Source organism: Janthinobacterium sp. BHSEK (assembly GCF_056174685.1).
This window is the reverse complement of the sequence record NZ_JBWBYV010000004.1, coordinates 31,786-43,794: the sequence shown is the minus strand read 5'-3', so window position 1 is coordinate 43,794 and position 12,009 is coordinate 31,786. Positions and strand designations below refer to the sequence as shown.

The following is a 12,009-nucleotide window of genomic DNA, read 5'->3' as shown; positions in this document are numbered from 1 at the left end:
TTTGCGCCTTTTCCCTGCTTACCTGTCCACAGCGCGCCGGGAGCACCGTTCCAGGCCCCCGGCGCAAGCGCCTATTCCACCATGCTCACCTTGCGCTGGCTGGCCGCCAGCCCGGCGATCTGTTCCGCCGCTTTTTTCCCGGCCAGGAAGGCATGGTCGGAATTGTAGTATTCCCATTCGCTGTAGCGTCCCGCCAGCACGATATCCTGCGTGGCCAGCCAAGCCTTCACCAGCGCCACGTTGGCGGCCCGCGCGTGGTCGTACACGACGTAGGCGTAGGGCATGTCCACCTGGCAGGCAGCGAGCAGCCGGTCATCGTCGCGCAGCAAGCCCACGGCGATGCAATCGGCCACGCAGCGGTCGATCAGGGCTTGCCCATCCAGCGGCAACGGCTTCCAGGGCGAATAACTGATCTCGCACGTCAGGCCAAAGCCGCCCGGCGCATTGCAGTGGGGGCTGGCGTTACCTTGCAGGAAGATACGGTGAAATATTGTCTCTTCCGGGTAGTAAATCCAGTGTTTCTCGCTGATGTGTTCACGTGCCACGCCCAGGTTGACGCAGCGCACGGAAATATGCCGCAAGGCGCGCGCCGCCGCCCGTACCTGCTGCGGCGCCTGCTCACCGCTCAGGCGCACCAGCTCCGGCAAGGGCATGGTGCTCAGCAGGTGCTGGTAACGGAAGCGGCGGCCATCGGCCAGCACGATCAGGTGCTGGCGCGGCAGGATCTGCACCACCTCGGCGTTAAGTTCCAGCTGGCCTTGCAGATGCGGCAGGAAGCCCGACATCAATGCCTGGAAACCACCGCGCAAGGGATAGCCGAAACGGGCATTCGGGCCCATCGGCCTGGCCACCGGTTCGAGCGCGCCCTCGATGATGTCTTCCAGGTTCGGCAAGGGTACCCGCCCGCCCAGCCACGACGTTTCCATCTCGGCCAGCGGTACGGTCCACAATTTCCTGTTGTAGGGAATGGCGAAATGGCGGGCGATGCCGCTACCCCATACCTGATGGATGAACTGTTCGAAATTGAGTCCCGCCTGGGGCTGCGCCGCCACGGCATCGTGCGCCTGTTCCAGTCCCGTGCCGCCGTCGGCGCAGCAGTCCTCCACGGCGCAGGCCCCCGCCGCCGCATGGCCCGGCACGGCCGGCGCCTTGCCGTAGCGCGCCTCGACGGCACCGACGATGCATTCCTTGATGACGGCCGGCGGCAAGCCGTACAGCGCCCCCTGGAAAGGATAGCGCGTGTAGACCTGCTTGCTGTACACCCAGGCTTCGCGGTTTTGCCAGTGCAGGTTGGTGCCCAGCAAGGTGCGGTACATGTCGAGCACATAGTCGTCGTTGGAAAACATGATGTGGCCCGCATGGTCGAAAGTGAACCCCCGGTCGACGATGGAGCGGCACCAGCCGCCCACCGCGGCATTTTTGTCCAGCAACAAGGTGTCGGCGCCCAGGTGATAGGCGGCGCTCAAGCCCGTCGGGCCGGCGCCGATGATGGCGCAGGCCACGGCTTGCGGCGCACCGGGGGGATGCAGGAGGTTGACGGCGGCGCCCGGTGCGGCGGCCTGTGCCGTGCTGGCGGCGGGCAACGCCTGGCGGGCTCCCTGTCCCGGCGGCGTCGTGTCGAGCAAGTGGCGCATCTGCTCGGCCGTGGCATCCCACGAGGTAGCCGCGACGATGGCGCGCATGCCGGCGGCCATGGCCGCGCGCTGCTCCGGCGTCGCAGCCAGCGCCGCCTCGCAGGCGCCGACAAAGGCCTCGGGTGTGTCGGCGATGGCCACGATGCCGCCATACGGCACGGCCACGTCGGTGATCGAAGTGCTGACGATGGGCAACTGCGCCGCCATGTATTCCAGCACCTTGGTAGGACTGATGAAGCGGGTCGCCTCGTTCCTGGCGAAGGGCAGCAGGCACACGTCCCAGCCGGCCAGGAAGTGCGGCAGCGCCTGGTACGGCTGCTGGCCCAGATAATGGATATTTTGCCGCTGCGGCAAGCTGGCCGGGTCGATCTTGAGGATGGGGCCGACGAGCACGATTTGCCAGTCGGGATGGGCATCGGCCAGCGCCGCCACCAGGGCAGGCTCGAAACGCTCGTCGATCACGCCGTAATAGCCCAGCCTGGGCCGCCCGATCTCCGCTTGCGCGGGATGGCCGTTGTGGCGGTCCAGCGCCTGTTCGAAGTGCACGGTGTCGACGCTGCTGGCGAAGCAATGCACGTTCGCATGGCGCGTGCGTTTCGCCTCGAACAGGCTGGGGCCGCCCGCGAACACCAGTTCGGCGCGCGCCAGCAGGGCCGTTTCGCGCTGCAGCAATTGTCGGGGAGCATACTTGAATGCGGCCAGTTCATCCATGCAGTCATACACCACCAGGCCAGCGTGCAGGGCCGGCAGCAGCGGCAGCGCCATCGGCGTATAGAACCAGACGATGGGGTCGTCGGCGGGCGTGATCTGCGCCAGCAGGGGTTGCAGCACGGCCAGCTGGTCGTCGTGAAAACCGGGCGCCCGCACGGCCGTGCGGGGCTGGCACACGGTCACGTTCGGCGCCGGGGTGGACAGCTCCAGCGTGCCGGGCCCGTCGTGCCAGACGGGTTCCTCGATGAAGACCACGCGGTAGAACTGCGCCAGCCGCGACAGCAGCTGTTGCGGACGCTGATACACGAAATTCCAGCGCAGGTGTGAAAAGACGATAATGGTTCGCATGCCAGTTCCTTTCTGCCCCGCCGGGGCAAACGTTGAACAAAGGTGTGCGGTCAGGCGCTGGGCCTGCCGTAGCGCCGCCGCGTAAGGCGGCGACAGGATGCGCCGCAGCCGCTCCCCGCCCTCGCCTTCCCGCTTGACATCCCACAGGCCGCTGCGGTGCCAGTGGCTGGCATCGTCCCAGTCGGGACGGTCGATGACGGGATAGAGGCAGATGCCGCGCAGGTCCGCGCCGTGCTGAACGGCCAGCGCCGCCTCGGCGGCCACGTCGCGTATCCAGGCGCCGCGCCCGCTGCCCACGTGGCTCGTTTCCGCCAGCAGCAGCGGCCGCCCATAGCGCCGCCCCACTTCCAGCAGCAGCTGGTGCAGGGGCATGCGGCGCGGCTCGCCCAGATGCCACCACAGGCGCAGGTTGCTGCCGCTTTCCCACTGGTTGCTGTGGTAGTAGTTCAGGCCGATCAAGTCCAGGTAGCGCGGCGCGCCGCCCAGTTCCGGGGACAGGCGCCCGCACAGCATGTCCCAGGCCTCGAACTGCGAGGCGCGCCAGGCGGCCGCCTGGGCGACCCAGTCCGGCCGTCCCGGCGGTGCGATCACGTGGATCAGGGGATCGCATTGCAGGAAGCGCGCATGCGGGCTGACGGCGCGGATGGCGTCGCAGCCGGCCACGGTGGCGCGCACCAGCTGCCGCTTGCCTTCGTGGCCCGCGTCCGGCCGCTGCATGTTCAGGCACTGGAACATGTGCACCGACAAACCCCAGCTGGTAAACGAGATTTCATTGATGGGCGAATATACGGGCGCGCTGCCCGCATAGGGCGCGAGAAACTGCGCCGCAGCCCGGCAATAGCGGGCAAAGCGCGGCACGAAGTCCGGCGAGAACAGGTCGACGTCGGGCGGCCAGCCGTAGTGGCAGAAGGTCCAGTTGACCTGCAGGCCCAGTTCCCGCGCCACGGCGGCGCGCTCCTCGATGCAGGAAAAATCGAAACGGCCATCGCGTTCGACCAGGCGCCAGCCTATGCTTTCGCGCACGCTGCGGATGCCGAACTGGCGCAGCAGCAGGTAGTCTTCGCGCACCCGGTCCAGGTGGCCCGTGGAGCGGTTCATGTCCAGCGCCTGGCCGCCATGGGTGACGTGGTCGGCGCCCTCGTATCCCGCCTGCCAGTAAGTAGGAAACGGCGCTGCCGCGCCATCGGTATCGGCCATGCCTGCTCCTCTTGATGTAGGGACCGGATGAAAACTGCCAGGCCCGGCTTGCGTTCAATTGAGCCGGATATTGCGGGTGGCCGCGCTGAGCAGTTCCAGCGCGGCCTTCGGCGTTCGGTTCGCCGTCAGCAGGCCATTGGTTTCCTGGAACGTGTCGGCGAACTGCGTGTAGCAAAAGCCGCTGAACATTTGCGCCGTGTTGACGACCGTCATCAGGCGCCGGTAAAGATCGAGGAAGGCCGCCTCGTTGCTCACGCGCGCATAGCCCCAGGTATCGGCATCGCCCTGTTCCCGGTCAAAGGCGATGCCGCCAAATTCCGTGAGGACGATGGGCTGGCCCCGGTGCGGAAAACCGTCGAGCGTGAGGATGCGCCCGCCCGGGCGGCGCTGGTCGAACAAGGTGGTGCGGGCCGAATCGCTGATCGCATAGCGCGCCTGCAGGCGTTCCGGATCGCAGTCGTAGTCGTGGATGCCGAGGATGTCGGTGGCCGACGCTTCCCAGCCGTCGTTGCCGATCACGGGCCGCGTGGGGTCGAGCGTGCGCGTCAGGTGATACAGCGCCTCGACGGCGTTGCGGTGGGCCTGGATGGCCGTCAGGTTGGGCACGCCCCACGATTCGTTGAACGGCACCCAGACGAGGATGCACGGGTGGCTGTAATCGCGTTCGATCACGTCCGTCCATTCGCGCACCATGCGCGTGATGGCCTTGCCGGAAAAACGGTAGGTGGACGGCATTTCTTCCCACACCAGCAAGCCCAGGCGGTCGGCCCAGTACAGGTAGCGGGGGTCCTCGATCTTCTGGTGCTTGCGCACGCCGTTGAAACCCATGGCCTTGGCCAGTTCCACGTCGTGCCGCAAGGCCGCATCGGAAGGCGCTGCCAGCAGGGTATCGGGCCAGTAGCCCTGGTCCAGCACCAGGCGCAGCGGATACGGCCGGCCATTGAGCATGAAGCGGTCGCGGTTGATGGCCACCGAGCGCAGCGCCGTGTACGACCTGACCGTGTCGAGCAAGGCGTCGCCATGCCGCAGCGTGACTTCGGCATCGAGCAGGATGGGCCGCTCCGGGCTCCACAGCAGTTCGTTGCGCGAATCGTCGATGCCGGGATCGGACAAGGCGATCTTGCGGCTCGCTTCGTTTTCGATCAGCTTGTACTGGTCGTCGGCCAGCAGGTTGTCGCCATGCCAGATGCGCACGCCCACGATGAGATCGTCGTGCAGCTCGCCCATGGCGAACACGTCGCAGCCGATTTCGTAGCCCTCGAACACGGGCGTCCAGCGCAGCTTGCCGATGTAGGTGCTGGCCACGCGCTCGATCCACACGCTTTGCCAGATGCCCGTGGTGCGCGGATACCAGATGGAATGGGGCAGCAGCTGCCAGTCCTGCTTGCCGCGCGGCTTGGCCAGGTCGTGCGGATCGTCCTCGACGCGCACCGTCAGCACCTGCGGCCCGTCGGCCAGCAGGGCATGGCTGATGTTGGCGACAAACGGCGTGTGGCCTCCCTCATGCTCGGCCACCACGTGACCATTCAGCCAGACCTTCGCATGGTAATCGACGGCGCCGAAATGCAGCAGCACGCGGGGACCGCCCGGCTGCAGCAGGAAGTCGCGCTGGTACCAGCACACGCGGTGAAAACCGCGGTCGCCCACGCCGCTGGCCTGCGATTCCGGCGGAAACGGCACGATGATCTCGTGTGTCCAGCCGATGCCGCCGTCGGGCAGGCGGTAGCGCCGTTCATTGTCGAAGGTGAAACGCCAGGCGCCGTTCAGCGATTGCCAGTTCTCGCGCACCATCTGCGGGCGGGGATAGGCAAAGCCGCCCGCGCCAGGCAGGGCGATACCGGCCTGGCCGTCATCCGTATGGGGTGGGGAGAGATGGTCGTCGAGCATGCCAGTTGGATGCGTGCGGCATGGGGCAAGTTCCGCCGTATGGGGCTTGCCCTGTAACGCATGAGCAGGATCAAACCATGCTCAGTCGAGCGGAACCACCATGCGTGCGTGGTGTCCCAGGGCGTTAAAGCGCTGCACCACCGTACGCCCCGCGCTGGCCGCGCCCTGCTTGCGGCACAGGGCCACGCAGGCGCCGCCAAAACCGGCGCCCGTCAGGCGCGCGCCGTACACGGCGGACTGCGCCGACAGCAGCGCCACCAGCGCATCGAGCACCGGCAGCGATACCTCGTAATCGTCGCGCAGGCTGGCGTGCGACTGCGCCATCAGCTGGCCGAAGAGCACGGGACCATGCTGGCCGCAAGCCTGCAGCACGCGCAGGTTTGCGCTGACCACGTGGCGCGCGCGGCGGCGGTACGGCTCGGGCAAGCCTTCCACCACGGACGGCTCGCGCACGTCGCGCAGCGCCGCCACGCCCAGCAGGCGCGCCGCCTGTTCGCACTCGGCGCGGCGCACGTTGTAGGCGCTGCCGGCCAGGGTGCGCGGCACGCCGCTGTCGACCACCAGCACCTCGCTGTCGTGGGGCAGCGCCAGCAGCGCATGGCGCAGGGTGCGCGCGTCGAGCAGCAGCATGTGATGCTCGTCGGCCAGGCTGCACGCCATCTGGTCCATCACGCCGCAATTGACCTGCGCGTAGCGGATTTCCGCCTGCTGCCCCATCAGCGCCAGCGACACGTCGTCGATCTGCAGCCCCAGCAACTGGCGCAGCGCGCGCAGCATGGCGATCTCCAGCGCGGCGCTGCTCGACAGGCCGGCGCCCGGCGGCACGTCCGAATCGATGTGGCCGCGCACGGCCGGCACCGCGACGCCGCGCGCCTCGAACAGGCGTATGCAGCCTTCCAGGTAGCGGCCGAAGCCGGGCGGCGCGGCGCTCTGGCGCTCGAAACGCACGAGTTCGTCAAAGGTGGCCGAATAGAACTGGTGGTGCCCGTCGGCGGCCGGCGCCAGCATCACCCGCGTGCGCTGCGGCGTGGCGCACGGCAGCATGTAGCCGTCGTTGTAGTCCGTATGCTCGCCCAGCAGGTTGACCCTTCCGGGCGCCGAGGCCGCCACCACGGGGACGGCGCCGAAATATGCGTCGGGAGTGATCATTGCACTTCCAGGGTCAGCGGACGCCGCCGTCCCTGCACCGTTGCCGCCGGCCAGTCCGGATCGCAGGTCAGGTTGTGCAGGCGCCCGCCGCTGAGCAGGAAAGTGTCTTCCACCATGCTGCCGGGCAGGCTGGGATGGAAGGCCACGGCCATGCCGTCCTTCAGGGCGATTTCCGTATGCGCGCCGGCGGCCACCTCGGGCGCGCGGTAGCCGGCGATGCCGCCCTGCCGGAATTCCTGCACCGTATCGGGCTGGCCCGCATATGCATAGGCGCTGTCGAGCGCGTGATACACCATGCTCAGCGCATGCCCCGCCACGCAGGCATCGAGCGCCACCGCTTCCAGCGCCAGGATGGCCGCGTCGGCTTCGCCGATGCCGTCGCGCGCGGGGCGGAAACGGCGCTGGCGGCTCAAGCTGGCGCACAGGCCGAAGCCTTGCGCGCACAGCGCCAGCACGGCCCGTTCGCCCAGCGGCGACGCGGCGGGCGGCGCGCGCCGGTAGCGCTCGAAGCGCTCGGCACCCGCCGCCAGCACGTACACGGCATGCAGGCCGCGCGACCACAGGGCGCGGGCGCAGGCGCCGGCCAGTTCCTGCTCGCTCCAATCGGGCCGCGCGGCGCGCAGCGCCTCGCTGGCGGCAGCGGAGGCCAGCCGGCCCACTTCGCGGTAGCGCGCCTGTTCCGGCGCCAGCAGGGGCAGGCGCTCCTCGCGCAAGGCGACGGGCAGGCAGCGCTCGTGCAGGCCGGGCCGGTCGCACAGCACGGGCCGCCCTCCCGCCGCATGCTGCACGAAATGCTCGCGCAATTCAGCCAGCCGGGGCTGCATCCACGGCGTCACTTGCCAGGTCCAGCTGCCGCGCACCTCTTCCTGGCGCAGCCGCTGCGCCTCGGCCGCATCGGTGAGGATGTAGGCCGCATCGCGCGTGACGAGCACCTCGGCACAGCCGCACTCGGCCGTCTGGCAGCTGCTGCCCGACGCGCCCGCCGTGGCCCAGGCGAACCAGTCCACGCCGCGCAGGCGCAACGCGCCGGCCCTTTCCTGTTCCAGCCAGCCACGCATCTGCGCCAGTTTGTGCGCAATTTCCAGTTCAACATTCCAGTTCATGCGATTTCCTCTGCCATTTCCCATGCCACGCGCACTTGCTGCAGCTGCCGCGCCGATTCCTCGGGCAGGGCATCCATGGCGTACATGCCGGCGGCCAGCTCGGTGCCGGCCAGATATTTGAGCCGTTCGCGCGTGCGGTACGGCGGATAAAACTGTGCGTGCAGCTGCGTGTCCGGGTGCGCGCGGCCGTCCGGCGGCGCCTGGTACCAGGCCATCAGGTAAGGCATGGCGCGCCGCCACAAGCCGTCGTATTTCAGCAGCACGGTCTTGAGGGCGCGCGCCAGGTCGTCGCGCTGCCGCGCCGACAAGGCCGTAAAGCTGTCCGTCTGCCGCAGCGGCATCACCCACGCCTCGTACGGATAGCGGGCGCAGGCGGGCACAAAGGCAATCGCCTCGGGCCCCAGGTACAGCAGGCGCGCGCCGTCATCGGCTTCACGCCGCGCCATGTCGACCAGCAGGGCCTGGCCATGGCTGGCGAAATATGCGTGTTCCTGCTCCAGCATGCGCGCCGGCACGGGCGGAACAAAGGGGTAGGCGTAGATCTGGCCATGCGGATGGTGCAGGGTCACGCCCACTTCCGCGCCGCGGTTCTCGAACGGCAGCACGTACGCGATGCCGGGCCGGCTGGCCAGCTGTGCCGTGCGCTCCCCCCACACCTGCAGCAGCAAGGCCATGTGGCCAAGCGCCAGCGTGCCCAGCGAGGCGCCGGCATCCTGCGCGAACACCACCACTTCGCAATGGCCGCGGGCGGGCGCCGTGGCGACCGTCAAGTCGGGCGGATCATGCGCGTGCGGCGCCAGGGTGGGAAAGCGGTTGTCGAAGACGGCGATGTCGTAATCGCCGGCAGGCAATTCCGTCGGCTGCGCGGGATCGCGCGTGGGCGCCAGCGGGTTGTACCGGTCCAGCGGCAGAAAGGGGCGGCCCTGGCGGTAAGCCGCGTAGGCCACCCATTCGCCGCGCAAGGGATGCCAGCGCAAGTGCGGATTGGCTTCCTGCGCCGCGGGGAAGGGACTCGGTGCAACGCCGGCGACGACGATGGGACGCCGGCTGTACAGGGTCAGCTGGCGCCCGTCGGGCTTGGCGAGTTGCTTGCAATACATGATGTTTCGCAATCTTAAGACACGAATTCTTAAGACTGGCACTGCCCAAAAAAGTTCCGGCGAAGACGTTTATTTCGCCAGTTCGATCAGCACGGCCGTGTACATCTGCAAGTTCAGCAGCAACTGTTTTTCCGTGATGAACTCATGCTCGGAATGGCCCGTGTACACCGTATGCGGCATGGCGGGGCCGAAGCTGACGGCATTCGGGAACAGGCGCGAATTGGTGCCGCCGCCGATGGACACCGGTTGCGGATGCGCCATGCCCGTGTAGTGCTCGAAAACGGACAGCAAGGTGGGAATCTGCGGCGCCGCCGTCTGCAGCCACGGCTCGCCGATCTGCACCTGCAACGCGGCCGGCACCTGGCGCCGCGCCTTCCAGCCATCGAAGGCGGCCGTCACCTGCTGCTGCAGCACGGCCGCCGTCTTGCCTTGCGGACGGCGCAGGTTGATGTTCAGTTCCAGCGCGCCGCCATCTTGCTTGAGCACGGTAGGCGCCACCGTCATCGGGCCCATGAAACCGTCGCGGTAGGCGATCTGGCCGAAGCGCTCGCCGTAAATGCCGGTACCCACCAGTTCATTCAGGAACGACAGCATGTCGGCCGCCTGCGTGCCCCGCCACGGCTGCACGGCCAGGGCATCGGCCAGCATGCTGATGGCGTTGACGCCGTCTTCCGGCTTCGACGAGTGGGCCGACACGCCCAGCGCCGTCACCGTCAAGGTGCCGCCCTCGCGCGCGTAGCTGTAGCGCATGCCCTTCTGCTGCTGCGCGCGGGCGCGGATGGCCGCTTCCAGCGCGGCCGGCGCGCGTTCGATGACGGCTAGCGCGTCTTCCGGAATCTGGCTGCCGAAAAAGCCGCCCGTCAGGCTCTTCAGCACGGGGCCGCCGTCGGCCGGCATGGCCGTGCGCGGCGGCAAGGTCAGCTTGATGGAGCCATAGCCTTTCTCGGCCGTCACCACCGGGTATTCCGCATCGATGGTGATGTTCAGCTGCGGCGGCGTGTGGGTCTTGAGGAACTGTTTCAGCGGTTCCCAGTCCGACTCCTCGGCCATGTACACGTACAGCTCGATGCGCTTGCTCAACGGCACTTGCTTGTCCTGGATGGCTTTCATCGCGTACAGGGCCGTGGCGATGGGGCCCTTGTCGTCTTCCGTGCCCCGTCCCAGCAGTTTGCCCGGTTCGCTGGTACGGTCCAGCTCGAATGGCGAGCGGGCCCATTTGGCGGGATTGACGGGCTGCACGTCGCCGTGCGTGATCACGCCCACCCGCTCGCTGCCCTTGCCCATGCCGATGACCAGCACGTGGCCGTGATCGTGGAAATCGAAACCGAGGCGCTGCGCCTCGGCCGCCAGGTAGCGTTTAAAACCCGTGTGCTGGGGATTCTCGGCAAACGGCACGGCCGGGTCGGCCACCGTGTTGAAACTGACCATCTTCGCCAGGCTGGCGATCAGCGGTTCGGGATAGGTGGCCAGCGCGTAGCGGGCCGTCTCCTGCGCCTGCGGGCTGACGGGGGCGGCGTGAACGGAGGGCTGCAGCAGCAGGCCAAGCAGGGACAACAGCAGGGGTTTCTTGAACATGGCGGGGCGCGTGAAGTGGGGAGGCCCACTCTAGCATCGCCCGCACCGATTTCCAATCAACACGAGTTTTTTACCGATCAGTACGCAAATTCCCGATTCGCATTATCATGTGCCCAGCCTGTCTTCCCCGCCACGCCGTCATGGGTGACCCTGCCAGCGTCAGGGGATAGACAAATCGTCCATTGTGATTTTCCACCACGTCCCGATATCGCTACCATGATTCCATTTTCCATACTCGACCTCGCGCCCATCGCCGAAGGCAGCAACGTTAGCCAGTCGTTCAAGAACACGCTGGACCTGGCGCAGCACGGCGAACGCTGGGGCTACAACCGCTACTGGCTGGCCGAACACCACGGCATGCCCGGTATCGCCAGCGCCGCCACGGCCGTCGTCATCGCCCATGTGGCGGCCGGCACCAAGACCATCCGCGTGGGCGCGGGCGGCGTCATGCTGCCGAACCACTCGCCGCTGGTCATCGCGGAACAGTTCGGCACGCTGGAAGCGCTGCATCCGGGCCGCATCGACCTGGGCCTGGGCCGCGCGCCCGGCTCCGACCAGACGACGGCGCGCGCCCTGCGCCGCGACCTGCAGTCCGACGCGGAACAGTTTCCGCAGGACGTGCTGGAACTGATCGACTATATGTCCGACGAACCGCGCCAGCGCGTGCTGGCCGTGCCCGGCAAGGGGGCGAAAGTGCCCGTGTGGATACTGGGGTCCAGCCTGTTCGGCGCCCAGCTGGCAGCCCACCTGGGCTTGCCGTATGCCTTCGCCTCGCACTTCGCGCCGCAGATGATGATGCAAGCCGTGGCCTATTACCGCGAACACTTCAAGCCATCGAAGCAGTTGGTGCAACCGTACGTGATGCTGGGCTTTAACGTCTTCGCCGCCGACACGGATGCCGAGGCGCACTTGCGCGCCACGTCGATGCAGCAGGCGTTCGTCAACCTGCGCACGGGCCGCCCGTCGCGTCTGCAGCCGCCCGTACCCGGCTACCTGGAACAGCTGGGCCCGCAGGAACGCGCCATGCTCGATTCCGTCCTGTCCTGCACGGCCATCGGCGCACCGGACACGGTGAAGGCGAAGATGGCCGCCTTCATCGCCGAAACGGGTGCCGACGAATTGATGATCACCTCGCAGATCTTCGAGCACCAGCACCGCCTGCGCTCGTATGAAATCACGGCGCAGGTGCATGCGGAGCTGGCGCGCGCGCAGTAACTTCACTGTCTCCCCCGGTATTTCCCCAAATACCCTTTTCCCGGCCGTCGGCAACGATCGCCGGGATTTTTTTGCTCACGCCCAGCCGCA

7 protein-coding genes are annotated in these 12,009 nt (G+C 67.5%); 1 reads left to right on the top strand and 6 read right to left on the bottom strand.

Annotated features, from left to right (window positions below):
• Positions 1-71: 71 nt before the first annotated feature.
• From AC0V2Y_RS02445 to AC0V2Y_RS02420, 6 genes are all read right to left on the bottom strand, one after another.
• Positions 72-3,890 carry an NAD(P)-binding protein gene (locus AC0V2Y_RS02445; protein ID WP_475417393.1) on the bottom strand — a complete coding sequence of 1,273 codons (3,819 nt, stop codon included), beginning with the start codon at positions 3,888-3,890 and terminating at the stop codon, positions 72-74.
• 54 nt (positions 3,891-3,944) lie between these two features.
• Positions 3,945-5,681 carry a glycoside hydrolase family 2 protein gene (locus tag AC0V2Y_RS02440; RefSeq protein WP_475417423.1) on the bottom strand — a complete coding sequence of 579 codons (1,737 nt, stop codon included), beginning with the start codon at positions 5,679-5,681 and terminating at the stop codon, positions 3,945-3,947.
• A 177-nt stretch (positions 5,682-5,858) separates the two neighbouring features.
• Positions 5,859-6,926 carry a galactokinase gene (galK, locus tag AC0V2Y_RS02435; protein WP_475417394.1) on the bottom strand — a complete coding sequence of 356 codons (1,068 nt, stop codon included), beginning with the start codon at positions 6,924-6,926 and terminating at the stop codon, positions 5,859-5,861.
• Positions 6,923-8,029: a M24 family metallopeptidase gene (locus AC0V2Y_RS02430; protein ID WP_475417395.1), complete on the bottom strand. Its 1,107-nt coding sequence runs from the start codon at positions 8,027-8,029 to the stop codon at positions 6,923-6,925. Before AC0V2Y_RS02430 ends, galK begins: the two co-directional genes overlap by 4 nt.
• Positions 8,026-9,129 (bottom strand): galactose-1-phosphate uridylyltransferase, encoded by a 1,104-nt coding sequence (gene galT, locus AC0V2Y_RS02425; protein ID WP_475417396.1) that lies wholly within the window; start codon positions 9,127-9,129, stop codon positions 8,026-8,028. Before galT ends, AC0V2Y_RS02430 begins: the two co-directional genes overlap by 4 nt.
• Before the next feature lie 69 nt (positions 9,130-9,198).
• Positions 9,199-10,704: a dipeptidase gene (locus AC0V2Y_RS02420; RefSeq protein ID WP_475417397.1), complete on the bottom strand. Its 1,506-nt coding sequence runs from the start codon at positions 10,702-10,704 to the stop codon at positions 9,199-9,201.
• A gap of 216 nt (positions 10,705-10,920) precedes the next feature.
• On the opposite strand from AC0V2Y_RS02420, the gene AC0V2Y_RS02415 reads away from it, so the two are divergent.
• On the top strand, positions 10,921-11,919 hold the full coding sequence (locus tag AC0V2Y_RS02415; RefSeq protein WP_475417398.1) for an LLM class flavin-dependent oxidoreductase: 999 nt from the start codon (positions 10,921-10,923) through the stop codon (positions 11,917-11,919).
• The last annotated feature ends 90 nt before the right edge of the window (positions 11,920-12,009 follow it).

Coding starts and splice junctions, on each gene's coding strand:
- AC0V2Y_RS02445 (WP_475417393.1), bottom strand. CDS start 3,890: ATGGCCGATACCGATGGCGCGGCAGCGCCGTTTCCTACTTACTGGCAG.
- AC0V2Y_RS02440 (WP_475417423.1), bottom strand. CDS start 5,681: ATGGTGCGCGAGAACTGGCAATCGCTGAACGGCGCCTGGCGTTTCACC.
- galK (WP_475417394.1), bottom strand. CDS start 6,926: ATGATCACTCCCGACGCATATTTCGGCGCCGTCCCCGTGGTGGCGGCC.
- AC0V2Y_RS02430 (WP_475417395.1), bottom strand. CDS start 8,029: ATGAACTGGAATGTTGAACTGGAAATTGCGCACAAACTGGCGCAGATG.
- galT (WP_475417396.1), bottom strand. CDS start 9,129: ATGTATTGCAAGCAACTCGCCAAGCCCGACGGGCGCCAGCTGACCCTG.
- AC0V2Y_RS02420 (WP_475417397.1), bottom strand. CDS start 10,704: ATGTTCAAGAAACCCCTGCTGTTGTCCCTGCTTGGCCTGCTGCTGCAG.
- AC0V2Y_RS02415 (WP_475417398.1), top strand. CDS start 10,921: ATGATTCCATTTTCCATACTCGACCTCGCGCCCATCGCCGAAGGCAGC.